The organism is Roseateles sp. GW821-FHT09B06 (genome assembly GCF_059418245.1).
Genome location: NZ_JBWKPM010000020.1, coordinates 50,686 through 66,026, shown reverse-complemented (window position 1 = coordinate 66,026; position 15,341 = coordinate 50,686). Strand labels below are relative to the sequence as shown.

The 15,341-nt window shown below is 68.3% G+C and carries 14 protein-coding genes; 8 read left to right on the top strand and 6 right to left on the bottom strand.

Features of this window, described 5'->3' with window-relative positions; all coding sequences use genetic code 11:
* Nucleotides 1-36 precede the first annotated feature (36 nt).
* Nucleotides 37-690, bottom strand: coding sequence for a peroxiredoxin (locus AC07OQ_RS16960; protein WP_495054305.1), 654 nt, complete (start codon nucleotides 688-690; stop codon nucleotides 37-39).
* Nucleotides 691-769: 79 nt separating this feature from the next.
* Entirely contained in the window at nucleotides 770-901 is a 132-nt protein-coding gene (locus AC07OQ_RS16955) for a hypothetical protein (RefSeq protein ID WP_495054304.1), read from the bottom strand.
* A gap of 377 nt (nucleotides 902-1,278) precedes the next feature.
* Here AC07OQ_RS16955 and AC07OQ_RS16950 point away from each other — a divergent pair, with 377 nt between their 5' ends.
* The gene (locus AC07OQ_RS16950; RefSeq protein ID WP_495054303.1) at nucleotides 1,279-1,548 is read left to right on the top strand and encodes a hypothetical protein; all 270 of its coding nucleotides are present in this window, start codon (nucleotides 1,279-1,281) and stop codon (nucleotides 1,546-1,548) included.
* 42 nt (nucleotides 1,549-1,590) lie between these two features.
* On the opposite strand, the gene glpK is transcribed toward AC07OQ_RS16950, so the two are convergent.
* Entirely contained in the window at nucleotides 1,591-3,084 is a 1,494-nt protein-coding gene (gene glpK, locus AC07OQ_RS16945; protein WP_495054302.1) for a glycerol kinase GlpK, read from the bottom strand.
* Nucleotides 3,085-3,113: 29 nt separating this feature from the next.
* Nucleotides 3,114-3,878, bottom strand: coding sequence for a DeoR/GlpR family DNA-binding transcription regulator (locus tag AC07OQ_RS16940; protein WP_495054332.1), 765 nt, complete (start codon nucleotides 3,876-3,878; stop codon nucleotides 3,114-3,116).
* A gap of 184 nt (nucleotides 3,879-4,062) precedes the next feature.
* Here AC07OQ_RS16940 and glpD point away from each other — a divergent pair, with 184 nt between their 5' ends.
* The 7 genes from glpD to AC07OQ_RS16905 all read left to right on the top strand — a co-directional run bounded on the left by glpD (nucleotide 4,063) and on the right by AC07OQ_RS16905 (nucleotide 12,039).
* Nucleotides 4,063-5,685: a glycerol-3-phosphate dehydrogenase gene (gene glpD / locus AC07OQ_RS16935; RefSeq protein ID WP_495054301.1), complete on the top strand. Its 1,623-nt coding sequence runs from the start codon at nucleotides 4,063-4,065 to the stop codon at nucleotides 5,683-5,685.
* Nucleotides 5,686-5,703: 18 nt separating this feature from the next.
* On the top strand, nucleotides 5,704-6,789 hold the full coding sequence (locus AC07OQ_RS16930) for an ABC transporter ATP-binding protein (RefSeq protein ID WP_495054300.1): 1,086 nt from the start codon (nucleotides 5,704-5,706) through the stop codon (nucleotides 6,787-6,789).
* Between the two features lies 1 nt (nucleotide 6,790).
* Nucleotides 6,791-7,903, top strand: a complete 1,113-nt coding sequence (locus tag AC07OQ_RS16925; RefSeq protein WP_495054299.1) for an ABC transporter ATP-binding protein — start codon at nucleotides 6,791-6,793, stop codon at nucleotides 7,901-7,903.
* Nucleotides 7,904-7,976: 73 nt separating this feature from the next.
* Entirely contained in the window at nucleotides 7,977-8,852 is an 876-nt protein-coding gene (locus tag AC07OQ_RS16920; RefSeq protein ID WP_495054298.1) for a carbohydrate ABC transporter permease, read from the top strand.
* A gap of 78 nt (nucleotides 8,853-8,930) precedes the next feature.
* Entirely contained in the window at nucleotides 8,931-9,743 is an 813-nt protein-coding gene (locus tag AC07OQ_RS16915; RefSeq protein ID WP_495054297.1) for a carbohydrate ABC transporter permease, read from the top strand.
* A gap of 149 nt (nucleotides 9,744-9,892) precedes the next feature.
* On the top strand, nucleotides 9,893-10,201 hold the full coding sequence (locus AC07OQ_RS16910; RefSeq protein ID WP_495054296.1) for a DUF2160 domain-containing protein: 309 nt from the start codon (nucleotides 9,893-9,895) through the stop codon (nucleotides 10,199-10,201).
* Between the two features lie 92 nt (nucleotides 10,202-10,293).
* Nucleotides 10,294-12,039 carry an ABC transporter substrate-binding protein gene (locus AC07OQ_RS16905; protein WP_495054295.1) on the top strand — a complete coding sequence of 582 codons (1,746 nt, stop codon included), beginning with the start codon at nucleotides 10,294-10,296 and terminating at the stop codon, nucleotides 12,037-12,039.
* Nucleotides 12,040-12,278: 239 nt separating this feature from the next.
* On the opposite strand, the gene AC07OQ_RS16900 is transcribed toward AC07OQ_RS16905, so the two are convergent.
* Entirely contained in the window at nucleotides 12,279-12,932 is a 654-nt protein-coding gene (locus tag AC07OQ_RS16900) for a methyl-accepting chemotaxis protein (protein ID WP_495054294.1), read from the bottom strand.
* A gap of 142 nt (nucleotides 12,933-13,074) precedes the next feature.
* Nucleotides 13,075-15,279, bottom strand: coding sequence for a S8 family serine peptidase (locus AC07OQ_RS16895; protein ID WP_495054293.1), 2,205 nt, complete (start codon nucleotides 15,277-15,279; stop codon nucleotides 13,075-13,077).
* Between the last annotated feature and the right edge of the window lie 62 nt (nucleotides 15,280-15,341).

The following is a 15,341-nucleotide window of genomic DNA, read 5'->3' as shown; positions in this document are numbered from 1 at the left end:
GCAGGCCCTAGGCGGGACGGGCCGAAGCCGCGCCGTTCAGACGGGCTGCCTGGTCGTGCGCAGATAGGGCTTGATGGTCTTGAAGCCCGGGAACGATTGCTCGGCCTCCTCGTTGGAAACGGCCGGCGTGATGATCACGTCCTCGCCCTGCCGCCAGTTCACCGGGGTCGCGACCTTGTGCTTGGCGGTCAGCTGCATCGAGTCGAGCACGCGCAGGATCTCGTCGAAGTTGCGGCCGGTGGTCATCGGGTAGGTCAGCATCAGCTTGATCCTCTTGTCCGGGCCGATGATGAAGACCGAGCGCACGGTGGCGTTGTTCGCCGCGGTGCGGCCGTCGGACTCCACCTCGTCGGCCGGCAGCATGTTGTAGAGCTTGGCCACGGCCAGGTCGCTGTCGCCGATCATCGGGTACTTGACCGCCGAGCCCTGCGTTTCCTCGATGTCCTTGGCCCACTCGCCGTGGCGCGCCACCGGATCGGCGCTCAGGCCGATCAGCTTGGTGTCGCGCCGGCTGAACTCGGGCTCGATCTTGGCCATATAGCCGAGCTCGGTCGTGCACACGGGGGTGAAGTCCTTCGGGTGCGAGAACAGGATGGCCCAGCTGTCGCCGATCCAGTCATGGAACTTGATCGTGCCCTGCGTGGTCTCGGCACTGAAGTCGGGGGCGATGTCGTTGATGCGAAGGGACATGGTGAAGGCTCCGGATAGCGCGCACTGGACATGAGGGGCAAGCCGCCCGGCGCGGCATGGGTTGGGCTTGCCGGTTCGGTCAGAGTCGGTCAGAGGGCTCGGCGGCCGGCGCCGGCATGGCTGCCAGGCCGGGCAACTCGGCCAGATCGTTGCGCAGGATCTCGTGGTAGTTGTGCATCGCGGCGGGTACGCAGACTTCGGGTTTGGTCATCTCGGGCTCCTCTCGGAACGGCTTTGGCGATGGCGGGAATGTCAGAATCTTCGTCGCTGAAGCCCGTTTGCGCATCTTCAAAGTTGTTAACTTGAAAACAGGCGGCCCGCCGAGCTGCACACCAAGAACGAGCGGCTGGAGCGGGCCTGGCCGGGCCGCTTTGCCGAGGAGTCCTCGGAGCCCGGAGCCCGGCGCGAGGCCGAACGGAGCCCCGCGTCTTCTGTGTCGCCATGCCAAGGCGGAGAAAACACCGCTGGCCGGCGGCGTAAGGGTGGGGCGCGGCCGGTGGCGGTGCACACAAGCGGGGCGCATCGCCTTGTCGGGACCGGCCCGCGGCCGGCCTCAGTTGCCGCGCCGCTCATGAAGCCGGACACCGCGTGTCGGCCGACGCCCGCACGCGGCGGGCGGGCCAGCGAGCGGCATTCGGCCTGCAGCTGCGTGCCGCCGAGGTCGAGCTGTACTGCGATCATGCCGGCCGGGCGGTGAGCCTGATGCGGCAGACCCGGAGCGATTTCGTGGCCAGCCCGGACAAGGCCGTCTCCCAGGGCTTGCGCGAGATCGACCAGGTGATCCGCCATGTCCGGCAGGGCGACACCGGACGGGCGATCGCGGTGCCGGAGACCGCGCGCGAGCGCCTGAATACCTGAATGCCGCGCCGGGCCCGGTCGCCCCCGGCGCCATCATCATCATCAGCCGGTGCAGGCCTGCCGTACCGCGCGCTCCCACTGCGCCATCAGCTCGGCCGCGCGCTCGCGCGGCATGGTCGGCAGGAAGCTGCGCTCGGCCTGCCATTGCCTGCCCAGCTCGTCGAGACTCTTGTAGACCCCGGCGGTCAGGCCGGCCAGATAGGCTGCGCCCAGGGCCGTGGTCTCGATCACCTTGGGCCGCAGCACCGGGATGCCCAGGAGATCGGCCTGGAACTGCATCAGCAGGTTGTTGACGCAGGCGCCGCCGTCCACCCGCAGCTCGCTGACCGGCGCGCCGCCGGCGGCCACCGCGTCGCGGCTCATGGCCTGCAGCAGGGCCGCACTCTGGAAGGCGATGCTCTCCAGCGCCGCGCGCGCGATGTGGGCGACCGTGGAGCCGCGCGTCAGTCCCACGATGGCGCCGCGCGCCTCCGTTTGCCAGTAGGGCGCGCCCAGGCCGGTGAAGGCCGGCACGAACATCACGCCGCCGGCGTCGGGCACGCTTTCCGCGAGGGCCTGGACCTCGCCGCTGCCCTTGATCGCCTGCAGCCCGTCGCGCAGCCATTGCACCACCGCACCGCCGATGAACACGCTGCCCTCCAGCGCGAACTCGGGGGTGACGGTGGATTGCGCCGCGCTGGTGGTGATCAGGCCGTTGGCCGAGGTCTGGAAGCGCGCGCCGGTGTGCATCAGCATGAAGCAGCCGGTGCCGTAGGTGTTCTTGGCCATGCCGGCCTTGAAGCAGGCCTGGCCGAACAACGCGCTCTGCTGGTCGCCGGCGATGCCGCCGATCGTGATCGCGCCACCCAGATGCTCGGGCGCGGCGCGGCCGAACTCGTGGGCCGAGGGATGCACCGCCGGCAGCATGGAGGCAGGAATTTCCAGGCGTTCCAGGAGCTCCTGGTCCCAGCGGTTTTCGTGGACATTGAACAGCATCGTGCGCGATGCGTTGCTGACGTCGGTGACATGCACCTCGCCTTTCGTCAGCTGCCAGATCAGCCAGCTGTCGACGGTGCCGAAGGCCAGCTCGCCGCGCTCGGCCTGTTCGCGCGCGCCCGGCACCTGGTCGAGGATCCACTTCAGCTTGGTGCCGGAGAAGTAGGCGTCGATCACCAGGCCGGTCTTGCGCTGCACCAGCGGGGTCAGGCCTTGCTCGCGCAGGGCGGCGCAGGTGGGCTCGGCGCGGCGGTCCTGCCAGACGATGGCGTGGTGGATGGGCTGGCCGGTCCTGCGGTTCCACACCACGGTGGTCTCGCGCTGGTTGGTGATCCCCAGGGCCTTGATGTCGGCGGCCTTCAAGTTCGCCTTGGCCAGCACTTCGCGCGCGGTGGCCAGCTGGCTCTGCCAGATCTCCATGGCGTCGTGCTCGACCCAGCCGGGCTGCGGATAGATCTGGCGAAACTCGCGCTGCGCCATCGCGACGATGTGGCCCGCGGCGTCGAAGACGATGGAGCGCGAGCTGGAGGTGCCCTGGTCGAGGGCGAGCAGGTAGGTCATGGGGGTGCTTGTCTCTGGTGGTGCTGCGGCTAGCCGGCGACGAGCAGCTCGACGCCGGCGTCGCCCAGCAGCGCCGGATAGGGCTCGGGCGGCGCCACGTCGGTGCACAGCAGGTCGATCTGCGGCAGCCGCGCCACCTCGGCCATCGCCGGGCGGTTGAACTTGCTGGCGTCGGCGGCCAGCCAGACCTCGCGCGAATGCTCGATGATGGTGCGCGCCACCATCACCTCGCGGTAGTCGAAGTCGCGCAGCGAGCCGTCGCTCTCGATGCCCGAGATGCCGATCAGGCCGATGTCCACCTTGAACTGGCGGATGAAGTCCACCGCCGCCTCGCCGACCACGCCGCGGTCGCGGTGCCGCACCGTGCCACCCACCATCACCAGCTCGCAGTCCGCGTTGTCGCTCAGGATCGTCGCGACATTCAGGTTGTTGGTGATCACGCGCAGGCCCTTGTGGTGCAGCAGCTCGCGCGCCACGGCCTCGGTGGTGGTGCCCAGGTTCAGGATCAGCGAACAGCCGGCCGGGATGCGCTGCGCGATGGCCTTGGCGATGCGCGCCTTGCCCTCGGCCTGCAGGGCCTGGCGCTGGCGGTAGGCGATGTTCTCGGTGGTGCTGGCCGGCACGCGCACGCCGCCGTGAAAGCGCGCGACCAGGCCGGCCTCGGCCAGGCGCTGCACGTCGCGGCGCACGGTCTGTAGGGTCACGCCGAAGCGCTCGGCCAGGGCTTCGACGCTGACCGAGCCGCGCGCGCGCACCTCCGAAAGCAGCTCGTTCTGGCGGGGATTGCTGGGCATCATGGCCGGGAGTGTAGGTAGGGGCGCGGCGCTGCACCGTTCTGGGGTGGCTGCGAGCCTAAAGCGAATCAAAACGAACCATAAACAGGGTTAACCCTGGCATGAATCGCACCAAAACGCGCTAAAAAGAAAAAAAGAAGAACAAAATAGCGAACCTAAGCGTCGCCTCGGAGCCCCCATCATCTTGACCGCCGTCGAACCCGATCACGCCGCTACCGCCCGCGCCGCCGCGCCCGCCCAGACCCACGATGTACTGGTGGTGGGTGGCGGCATCAATGGCGCCGGCATTGCGCGCGACCTGGCCGGGCGCGGCTGGAAGGTGCTGCTGGCCGAACGCGACGATTTCGCCGCGCACACCTCGTCCGCGTCCACCAAGCTGATCCACGGCGGCCTGCGCTACCTGGAGTACTACGAGTTCTCGCTGGTGCGCAAGGCGCTGCAGGAGCGTGAGGTGCTGTTGAAGAGCGCGCCGCACATCATGTGGCCGCTGCGCTTCGTGATGCCGCACGATGCGGCGATGCGCCCGGCCTGGATGGTGCGCATCGGCCTGTTCCTCTACGACCATCTGGCGCGCCGCGAGGTGCTGCCGGGCTCCGCCGGCGTGAACCTGCGGACCTCGCCGGTCGGCCGGCCGCTCAAGCCCAGCTACACGCGCGGCTTCGTCTATTCGGACGGCTGGGTCAACGACGCGCGACTGGTGCTGCTGAATGCGCTGGATGCGCGCGAGAAGGGCGCCGAGCTGCTGACGCGCAGCGCGGTGACCGCGGTGCAGCGCGTCGTTGACGGCCAGGGTGACGCCTGGATCGCGACGATCCAGACCCCGGAGGGCGAGCGCGTGGTGCGTGCCCGCGCGCTGGTCAATGCGGCCGGTCCCTGGGCCGAGAGCTTTCTGCGCGGCATCGCGCGCCCGGCGCGCGGCGAGGTGCTGGCCACCAAGAACCTGCGCCTGGTCAAGGGCAGCCATATCGTGGTGAAGCGCTGCTTCGAGCATGACCATGCCTATATCTTCCAGAACCCCGACCGGCGCATCATCTTCGCGATCCCGTTTGAAGCCGACTACACGCTGATCGGCACCACCGACGTGGAGCTGCCGCAGGAGGCGCTGGCCGGGCTTTCCGCGAGGTCCGGCAAGGCGCAGATCGACGAGCAGGAGATCGCCTATCTGTGCGAGCAGGCCAGCCGCTACTTCACCAAGCCGGTGACGCGCGCCGACGTGGTGTGGAGCTATGCCGGCGTGCGCCCGCTGCTGGACGACGCCTCCGGCGATCCCTCGGCCGTGACGCGCGACTACCTGCTGGAAACGAACACCTTGGGCGCGCCGCTCTTGAGCGTCTGGGGCGGCAAGATCACCACCTTCCGCAAGCTGGCCGAGGATGCGGCCGACCTGGTGGGCGGCATGCTGGGCGACAAACGCAAGCCTTGGACCGAGCGGGCCTATCTGCCCGGCGGCGACCTGCGCGAATGGATAGGCGCGCCGCAGCGGCCCGACACCGACTTCGAGCGCCTGGTCACGGCCCTGCGCCAGCGCCATGCCTGGCTGCCGGGGGCACTGGCGCGGCGCCTGGCGCGCGCCTATGGTTCGCGTGTCGGCCGCGTGCTGGGCGGGGCGGACGGCCTGGACCGGCTGGGGCAAGAGGTGGCCCCCGGTCTGTACGAGATCGAGCTGCGCTATCTGCAGCGCGAGGAATGGGCGCGCAGCGCCGACGACGTGCTGTGGCGCCGTTCCAAGCTGGGCCTGCACTACAGCGAGGCGCAGCGCGCCGCGGTGGCGGACTGGTTCCAGGCCCATCCCGTTGGGAACGACTGAACGAGAGAGACAACAAAAATGCATTTGAGTCTGCAGGGCATCAGCCACCGGGTGGGCGCCGCCGAGCACCTCTACCCGCTGGATCTGAAGCTCCAAGCCAGAGCGGTCACCGTGCTGCTGGGCGCCACCCAGGCCGGCAAGACCACGCTGATGCGCCTGATGGCGGGGCTGGACCGGCCCGCGGCCGGCCGGGTCCTGGTCGACGGCGTGGACGTGACCGGCATGCCGGTGCGCGAGCGCAATGTCGCGATGGTCTACCAGCAGTTCATCAACTACCCGTCGATGACGGTGCGCGACAACATCGCCTCGCCGCTGAAGCTGCGCGGGGGCCTGAGTCGCGACGCGATCAGGAGGCAGGTGGACCAGCTGGCCGAGAAGCTGCACATCGAGATGCACCTGGACAAGCTGCCGGCCCAGCTGTCCGGCGGCCAGCAGCAACGGGTGGCCCTGGCGCGCGCGTTGATCAAGAACGCGCCGCTGATGCTGCTGGACGAGCCGCTGGTGAACCTGGACTACAAGCTGCGCGAGGAGCTGCGCGAGGAACTGAGCCAGCTGTTCGCCACCGGCGATTCCACCGTGGTCTACGCCACCACCGAGCCGGCCGAGGCCCTGCTGCTGGGCGGCTACACCGCGGTGCTGGACGCCGGCGAGCTGCTGCAGTACGGCCCCACGGCCGAGGTCTTCCACGAGCCCGTCTCGCTGCGCGTGGCGCGCGCCTTCAGCGACCCGCCGATGAACCTGCTGCCGGCGCTGGGGCTGGGCGGCCGCGTCGAGCTGGTGCCGGGACTGAGCCTGGAACTGGCGGCCGGGTCCGCGGTGACGGGGCCGGTGACCGTGGGCATGCGCGCCAGCGCGCTGCGCGTGGCGGGCCAGCCGGGCGACATCGCGCTCAAGGGCCGGGTGGAGCTGGCCGAGATCTCGGGCTCCGACACCTTCGTCCATGTGCATAGCGAGATCGGCGAACTGGTCGCGCAACTGACCGGCGTGCATTATTTCGAGCTGGGCGCGCCGATCACGCTGTATCTGCATGCGGGCCAGACCTATGTGTTCGACGCGCAGGGCGCGTTGATGATCGCACCCGAGCGCCAGTCAGGGGGGCGCTGAAATGGCAAGAATCGACCTCGACCTGGCCCACGCCTACCGGCCGAACCCGCAGGGCGACGCCGACTATGCGTTGCTGCCGCTGAAGATGGCGTTCGACGACGGCGGCGCCTATGCCCTGCTTGGCCCGTCGGGCTGCGGCAAGACGACCATGCTCAACATCATCTCCGGCCTGGTGAAGCCCTCGCATGGCACGGTCCGCTTCGATGGCCGCGATGTCACCGCGCTGTCGCCGCAGGCCCGCAACATCGCCCAGGTGTTCCAGTTCCCGGTGATCTACGACACGATGACGGTGGCCGAGAATCTGGCCTTCCCGCTGAAGAACCGCGGCGTCGCGCCCGACCGCATCAAGGCCCGCGTCGGCCAGATCGCCGAGATGCTGGAGATGAGCGGTCAGCTGAACCAGCGCGCCGCCGGCCTGACGGCCGACGCCAAGCAGAAGATCTCGCTGGGCCGCGGCCTGGTGCGCGAGGACGTGTCGGCCGTGCTGTTCGACGAGCCGCTGACCGTGATCGATCCGCATCTGAAATGGCAGCTGCGCCGCAAGCTCAAGCAGATCCACCATGAGCTCAAGCTCACGCTGATCTACGTGACCCATGACCAGGTGGAGGCCCTGACCTTCGCCGACCAGATCGTCGTGATGAGCCGTGGCCGCGCGGTGCAGGTCGGCTCGGCCGATGCGCTGTTCGAGCGGCCGCAGCATATGTTCGTCGGCAACTTCATCGGCTCGCCGGGCATGAACTTCCTGCCCGGGCGTTTCAAGGCCCAGGGCGGCATCGAGGTGGCGGGGCAGGACCTGCCCCTGCCCTTCGGCGTGCTGTACCAGCAGCTGGAGGCGGCGCGCGAGTTCACCCTGGGCGTGCGGCCCGAGTACGTGGGCCTGGTCGAGGCCGGTGCCGCCGGTGCGCTGCGCGCCCGCGTGGCCCAGGTGCAGGACATCGGCACCTACTGGCTGCTCGGCGCCCAGGTCGGCGAGCAGATGGTGAAGCTGCGCCTGAGCGCGCAGTCCCGGCCGCCGGCCGTCGACAGCGAGGTCGGGCTGCAGGTGCTGGGCACCCATACCTGCTTCTACGGCCGCAACGAAGAGCTGATCAATGCCAAGGAGGTGGCCGCATGAGCCTTTCGCCGAGCCGTCTCAAGAAAGGCGAGCGCCCCCGTGGGGGGCAGGCACATAGTGCCGTGGGGGTCCTATGAAGCCCATCAATCAGAAGGCCTGGTTCCTGGTGCTGCCGGTCTTCATCTGCGTGGCCTTCTCGGCCATCCTGCCGCTGATGACGGTGGTGAACTATTCGGTGCAGGACATCATCTCGCCGGAGCGCCGCGTGTTCGTCGGCACCGAATGGTTTGCCGCGGTGATGCGCGACGAGGAACTGCATGGCGCGCTGTGGCGCCAGCTCGGGTTTTCGGCCGCGGTGCTGGCGGTGGAGATCCCGCTGGGCATCGCGCTGGCGCTCTCGATGCCGGCCCAGGGCTGGAAGGCCTCGGCCGTGCTGGTGATCGTGGCCTTGTCGCTCCTGATCCCCTGGAACGTGGTCGGCACGATCTGGCAGATCTACGGCCGCGCCGACATCGGCCTGCTGGGCGCCGCGCTGCAATGGTTGGGCGTTGACTACAACTACACCGGCGATGCGGCCGATGCCTGGCTGACCGTGCTGATCATGGACGTCTGGCACTGGACGCCGCTGGTGGCGCTGCTGGCCTTCGCCGGCCTGCGCTCGATCCCCGACGCCTACTACCAGGCGGCCCGCATCGACGGTGCGTCAAAGTTCGCCGTGTTCCGCTATATCCAGCTGCCCAAGATGCGCGGCGTGCTGATGATCGCGGTGCTCTTGCGCTTCATGGACAGCTTCATGATCTACACCGAACCCTTTGTGCTGACCGGCGGCGGGCCGGGCAATGCCACCACCTTCCTCAGCCAGTACCTGACGCAAAAGGCCGTCGGCCAGTTCGACCTGGGCCCGGCCGCCGCGTTCTCGCTGATCTATTTCCTGATCATCCTGCTGCTCTGCTTCATCCTCTACAACTGGATGCAGGCGCTGGGCCAGACGGAGAAGGAGCCGACATGATGCCCCCACGCTCACTTCGTTCGCTGCCCCCCGAGGGGGCGCGGACCTCCCTTTGGACGGCCCGGCGGGAGGTCCAGCATGGATGAAAACCGCTTCCGCAAGCGCACGATCTTCCTGATCGCCTATCTGGTGTTCGCCCTGCTGCCCATCTACTGGATGGTCAATATGAGCTTCAAGACCAACCAGGAGATCCTGTCCAGCTTCAGCTTCTTCCCCCAGCATTTCACCTGGGACAACTACAAGACCATCTTCACCGACCCGTCCTGGTACTCGGGCTATATCAACAGCCTGATCTACGTGGGCATCAACACGCTGATCTCGGTCAGCGTGGCGCTGCCGGCGGCCTATGCCTTCAGCCGCTACTCCTTCCTCGGCGACAAGCATGTGTTCTTCTGGCTGCTGACCAACCGCATGACGCCGCCCGCGGTGTTCCTCTTGCCCTTCTTCCAGCTCTACACGACCTTGGGGATGATGGACACGCATATCGCGGTGGCGCTGGCTCACCTGCTGTTCAACGTGCCGCTGGCGGTGTGGATCCTGGAAGGCTTCATGAGCGGCATCCCCCGAGAAATTGACGAGACCGCCTATATCGACGGCTACTCGTTCCCGCGCTTCTTCCTCACCGTCTTCCTGCCGCTGATCAAGGCGGGCGTCGGCGTGGCGGCCTTCTTCTGCTTCATGTTCAGCTGGGTGGAACTGCTGCTGGCCCGCACGCTGACCAGCGTCAACGCCAAGCCCATCGTCGCCACGATGACCCGCACGGTCAGCGCCTCCGGCATGGACTGGGCCACCTTGGCCGCGGCCGGCACGCTGACCATCGTGCCCGGCGCCATCGTGATCTGGTTCGTGCGCCACTACATCGCCAAGGGCTTTGCCATGGGGCGGGTATGAGACCACCCCCTACCGCCTGCGGCGGCCCCCTCAAGGGGGCGCATGCGAGCGCCCGGCAAAGCCGGATCGCCGCACGCCGCTGGAAGAGGGCCGGGCTGCGCCGGCCGTTGGCGGTGCTCATGGAGCTTGGGTTGAAGAGGAGTTGAGAAATGTTCGAGTGGATGTATTGGACGACCCCGGTGGCGGTGTTCTTCGGCTGCATCGTGCTGATGCTGATCGGCATGACGATCTGGGAGCTCAGATCGCCCACGACCCTGCGCAGGGGTTTCCTGCCGCTGCAGACCACGCGCGGCGACCGGCTCTTCATCGGCCTGCTGACGGCCGCCTACATCAACCTGGCCTTCGTGGGCCTGTCCGGCCGCATGGCCGAATGGTTCGCGCTGGACAGCGAGCCCAGCGTGTGGATCAGCCTGCTGATCTCGATGGCCGTGCTGGCGCTGATCATGCGCAAGGGCTGAATAGCGGTTTCTATCAGGATCCGGCCCCCTCACTCCCCCGGGGCCGCCGCCATCCTCGTGCAGGGGGACGTTCGATGACAGAGGAGACAAGAGTGCTACAGCAAAAGATCAAGTACACCGTGCTCGCCGCGGCGGCCCTGCTGGCCCTGGGCGCGCAAGGCGGTGCCTGGGCCGGCGAGGCCGAGGCCAAGAAATGGATCGACGCCGAGTTCCAGCCCAGCACCTTGAGCAAGGAGCAGCAGCTGGCCGAGCTGAAGTGGTTCATCGAGGCCGCGAAGAAGCTGCAGGCCAAGGGCGTCAAGGAGATCTCGGTGGTGTCCGAGACCATCACGACCCATGAGTACGAGAGCAAGACCCTGGCCAAGGCCTTCGCCGAGATCACCGGCATCACGGTCAAGCACGACCTGATCCAGGAAGGCGACGTGGTCGAGAAGCTGCAGACCTCGATGCAGTCGGGAAAGAGCATCTACGACGGCTGGATCTCCGATTCCGACCTGATCGGTACCCATTACCGCTACGGCAAGGTCATGAACCTGAGCGACTACATGAGCGGCGCAGGCAAGGAGTTCACCAACCCCGGCATCGACATCAAGGACTTCATCGGCACCAGCTTCACCACGGCGCCCGATGGCAAGCTCTACCAACTGCCCGACCAGCAGTTTGCCAATCTCTACTGGTTCCGCGCCGACCTGTTCGAGCGCAAGGACCTGAAGGACAAGTTCAAGGCCAAATACGGCTACGAGCTGGGCGTGCCGCTGAACTGGAGCGCCTACGAGGACATCGCCGCCTTCTTCAGCGAAGACGTCAAGACTATCGACGGCAAGCCCATCTACGGCCATATGGACTACGGCAAGAAGGACCCGTCCTTGGGCTGGCGCTTCACCGATGCCTGGCTGTCGATGGCCGGCACGGCCGACAAGGGCATCCCCAACGGCATGCCGGTCGACGAATGGGGCATCCGCGTCGCCGACGACAAATGCACGCCGGTCGGGGCCTCGGTGGCGCGCGGCGGCGCCACCAACTCGCCGGCCGCCGTCTACGCGCTGAGCAAGTATGTCGACTGGATGAAGAAATACGCGCCCAAGGAGGCCACCGGCATGACCTTCGGCGAGGCCGGCCCCGTGCCGGCCCAGGGCCAGATCGCGCAGCAGATCTTCTGGTACACCGCCTTCACGGCCGACATGACCAAGCCCGGCCTGCCGGTCGTGAATGCCGACGGCACGCCGAAATGGCGCATGGCGCCCGGCCCCAACGGCCCCTACTGGAAGCAGGGCATGCAGAACGGCTACCAGGACGTGGGCAGCTGGACCTTCTTTGCCAACCATGACGCCAACCGCACCGCGGCCGCCTGGCTGTATGCGCAGTTCGTGACCGCCAAGACCACCAGCCTGAAGAAGACCATCGTCGGCCTGACCCCGATCCGCGAGAGCGACATCCGCTCCAAGGCCATGACCGATCTGGCGCCCAAGCTGGGTGGCCTGGTGGAGTTCTACCGCAGCCCCGCGCGCGTGGCCTGGACGCCTACCGGCACCAATGTGCCCGACTACCCCAAGCTCGCCCAGCTGTGGTGGAAGAACGTGGCCCAGGCGGTGACCGGCGAGAAGAGCCCACAGGCCGCGATGGACAGCCTCGCGGATGAAATGGACCAGGTGCTGGGCCGCCTGGAGCGCGCCGGCATGGCCAAGTGCGCGCCCAAGCTGAACAAGAAGGAAACCGCTGCCAAGTGGCTGTCCGACAAGGGCGCGCCCTGGGCCAAACTGGCCAACGAGAAGCCCAAGGGCGAGACCATCGCCTACGACAAGCTGCTGAACGCCTGGAAGGAAGGGCGCGTGCGCTGAAACCGGACCGCGCCCACCCTGCTTCGCAACGCCGCCCACCCGGGCGGCGTTTTTCTTGGGCTCTCTTTCGGTCGGCGGACGGGAGCGGCACCGCGTGCTCGGCCACCGCATGGGGCGAGTACTCCGGCAGACGCATGGTGGCCGCTTCGTCAAGACGGCGGTGTGGAGAGGCTCCGCCCCTGGTCTTGAAGGGGGATGGGGGTGTCTGCCACTGCGCTTGCGTGCCAGCAGGGTGTCGACTAAGCATGCCCCCGCCCCGCCAGTGCCACCGCCTTGTGCGACAGCCCGTCGATCTCGTGGGTGATGCCCGACAGCACATGGGCCACCACCGCGAACTCGCGGCCCTGCTGACCGGCGCGGGCCGCCATCACCTGGGCGTTGAAGCTGACGATCTTGGCCTGGCGGGCCACGGTCTGGATCGAGGCGACGATGCCGGACAGCTCCTTCATCATCGCGTCGGACTTGGCCTTGCCGAGCTGGTCATAGGCGGTGGTGGCGGTGTTCAGCGCCTCCAGGGCGGCATCGGTGCCGTCCACCAGCCGGGCCAGCGATTCCTCGACGCGCGGGCTTTGACGCTCGGCCAGCTCCAGGGTGCTGCCGACCAGGCGGGTGAAGGCCTCGATGACCGGGCCCACGCCCTGGGGGCCCTGGTAGACATGGCGTATGCGCTCGGCGTCGACGGCCTCCATCTGCTGCGGCGCCTGCTGGGTCAGGCGCCGCTGGCTGTCGGCGAAGAGGGTCAGCGAGGCCCGGGCCGCCATCAGCTGCGGCTCGCTGCCGCGGGCGGCCAGCACGGTCTGCAGCACCATGCGCTGCGACAGCATGCGTTGGCGCGCGGCCAGATTGACCAGGGACATCTCGTTCGGACGCGCGGGAAGGGGAGGGGCTGCCATGGACGGGTTCCTGTGCCTGATGCATTCGAATCGATCGATGCACAGGGTCAAGCAAGACCCAGACCAGAGCTGCCGGCCGATGCCGGCGCGGGCGTGCGGGACCGGCCGCGGCGTGGCTTAGGTCACGCCGCGGCCACCGCCGCTACTTGACCAGCGCGTACAGCATGGCCTGGGCCACCACCTTGCCGCCGGCCAGCACCTGCAGCACGGCCTGCTTGTGGCCGCCGCCGGCGCCCTTGCTCAGGCTCATCGTGACGGGCACCGAGGCGCTGGCACCGGGGGCGAGCGTCAGCGCGCCGCCGGCCACCGAGAACGTCAGGCCGGCGCCCGCCGGCTCGACCACCTGCAGGCTGTAGCTCTGGGCGGCGCCGCTGATATTGCTCAGCTGCACGCTGGCCTGCAGGCTCATGCCGCTGCCCGAGGGCACGGCGCCGAAGCTCAGGCTGACCGGGTCCAGCGCCACCTGGGCCTGCAGCGCGGCCGGCAGGTTCTCGCGCCCGCTGCCGACCTGATTGGCATCGCTGACGATGCCGCTCTTGTCGAGGGTCTTGATCACCTTGCGGTCGGCGGTGTTGACGATGGCCGAGCGCACCGTGGCGGCGCTCCAGCCGGGGTGCTGCTGGCGCACGATGGCGGCGCTGCCGGCCAGATGGGGCGAGGCCATCGAGGTGCCGTTGAAGAAGGCGAAGCAGGGCGCACCGCCGCAGTAGCTGCGCGGGATCGACGAGACGATGTTGACGCCGGGGGCCGTCACATCCGGCTTGATGCGGAAGTCGACATCGGTGGGACCCCAGGACGTGAAGTCGGCGATGACATCGTTGTTGGCGGCCACCGCTTCGTAGGTACCGAACTGCGGCAGCGTCGCGCCCGCGCCGTCGGCGGCCTTCAGCGCGGGGCCGTCCGCGGGATCGACCATGAAGCCGGGAATGCTGGGCTGGCTCGGCAGGCCGTCGCCGCCCATCACGAAGGTGCCCGGCTCGCGGTTGACGACGATGGCGCCGACGCCGCCGGCCGCCTGCACATGGCGCAGCTTGACGCTGAAGTCGCAGACGCCGCGCGAGATCAGCGCGATGCGGGCCTGCAGGCTGCCGGCGGTGAAAGGCTCGCAGGCCAGCGACAGGCCGTTGAAGGGGCTGCTGGCATCGGCGAGCACGCGCAGCGGCGCGCTGACCGGGCCGCTGCCGAACTCGCCCTTGACGGCGCGGTAGCCGCTGCCAGCGACGCTCAGCAGATGGAAGATCTCGTGGCCGACCGAGCTGGCGCCTGCGCTGAGGCCGCGCGCCGCCGAGCCGGGCGAGCCGACCGTGCGGTAGCCCGGCCCTTCGTTGCCGTTGGCGATCGCGACCACCATATTGGCGCGGTCGAGGTTGTCGACCGCTACCGTCAGCAGATCCTGGATGCCATGGGCCCCGCCGCCCAGGCTCATATTGGCGATGTCGAAACCGTCGGCATAGGCGGCTTCCAGCGCGTTCAGGATGTCCTCGGAGCGCGCATTGCCGACCGCACCCGGGAACACGTTGTAGTTGCCCAGCATGGCGCGCGGCGCGACGCCGGACATCTTGTAGGGCAGGGTCACGCCGTCGACCACGGTGGGGGTCTCGTGATTGCAGGCCACGGTGCCGGCCACATGGGTGCCATGCGAGTCGATGGCCTCCGGCGTGTAGCGCTGCGTCGGGGTCTTGTTGTTGAAGACCTTGGCCGCCACGACCTTGTTGTTGGTGAAGCTGCGGTCGCCGAGCTGGGTCTGGGCGGGATAGCCGGCATCGCCGAAGCAGGGGTGGCCGGTGTCGATGCCGGAGTCGACGATGGCGACCCGCACGCCGGCGCCGGCGTTCGCGGCGCCGCCGGCCTGGGCCCAGGCATCGGTGGCGCGGATGATGGCCAGGTCGGGGTCGGCCCCGTTGGGGTAGTAGAGGCCTTGGTACTGCGCCATCCGGACCATCGGCGCGGCCGCCACCTGGGCCAGCGTGGCGCCGCCCAGCTTGACCGCCACGGCGTTGAGGGCGATGTCGAACTCGCCGCTGACGCTGGCCTGCGGCACGTTGGCGCGCAGCCAGGCCTTGAAGTCGTTGCGCAGGGCCGAGAGCTGGGCGCGGTAGGCCTTGGTGCTGCTCTGGTCGAAGTCGATCTTCTTGCCGCTGGGCGGCTTGGTCTTGGCGTAGGTGGCCAGCGGTTCGCCGTTGAGCTGGACCAGGGCGTAGCCGGGGTCCTGGGTGGCGCGCGTGCTGCTGCTGCTGCCGTCGCTGCGCGGCGCGGCCTGCGCCTGGCCCAGCGTCAGGGCGGCCAGCGCGGCGGCCGCGATCAGGTTCAGACATGCGCCGGCGTGATGGGGGCGGGACTTCGTCATGATGTCGACTCCTGGGAGGCAGGTTGTCCCAGACTAGTGCCGGGCATCGGGCTTGTCGATAG

What these genes read in the sequence shown, in the direction of transcription:
- AC07OQ_RS16910 (WP_495054296.1), top strand. Translation starts at nt 9,893, where the DNA reads ATGTTCGAGTGGATGTATTGGACGACCCCGGTGGCGGTGTTCTTCGGC.
- AC07OQ_RS16900 (WP_495054294.1), bottom strand. Translation starts at nt 12,932, where the DNA reads ATGGCAGCCCCTCCCCTTCCCGCGCGTCCGAACGAGATGTCCCTGGTC.
- glpK (WP_495054302.1), bottom strand. Translation starts at nt 3,084, where the DNA reads ATGACCTACCTGCTCGCCCTCGACCAGGGCACCTCCAGCTCGCGCTCC.
- AC07OQ_RS16960 (WP_495054305.1), bottom strand. Translation starts at nt 690, where the DNA reads ATGTCCCTTCGCATCAACGACATCGCCCCCGACTTCAGTGCCGAGACC.
- AC07OQ_RS16955 (WP_495054304.1), bottom strand. Translation starts at nt 901, where the DNA reads ATGACCAAACCCGAAGTCTGCGTACCCGCCGCGATGCACAACTACCAC.
- AC07OQ_RS16920 (WP_495054298.1), top strand. Translation starts at nt 7,977, where the DNA reads ATGAAGCCCATCAATCAGAAGGCCTGGTTCCTGGTGCTGCCGGTCTTC.
- AC07OQ_RS16930 (WP_495054300.1), top strand. Translation starts at nt 5,704, where the DNA reads ATGCATTTGAGTCTGCAGGGCATCAGCCACCGGGTGGGCGCCGCCGAG.
- AC07OQ_RS16940 (WP_495054332.1), bottom strand. Translation starts at nt 3,878, where the DNA reads ATGCCCAGCAATCCCCGCCAGAACGAGCTGCTTTCGGAGGTGCGCGCG.
- AC07OQ_RS16915 (WP_495054297.1), top strand. Translation starts at nt 8,931, where the DNA reads ATGGATGAAAACCGCTTCCGCAAGCGCACGATCTTCCTGATCGCCTAT.
- AC07OQ_RS16895 (WP_495054293.1), bottom strand. Translation starts at nt 15,279, where the DNA reads ATGACGAAGTCCCGCCCCCATCACGCCGGCGCATGTCTGAACCTGATC.
- AC07OQ_RS16925 (WP_495054299.1), top strand. Translation starts at nt 6,791, where the DNA reads ATGGCAAGAATCGACCTCGACCTGGCCCACGCCTACCGGCCGAACCCG.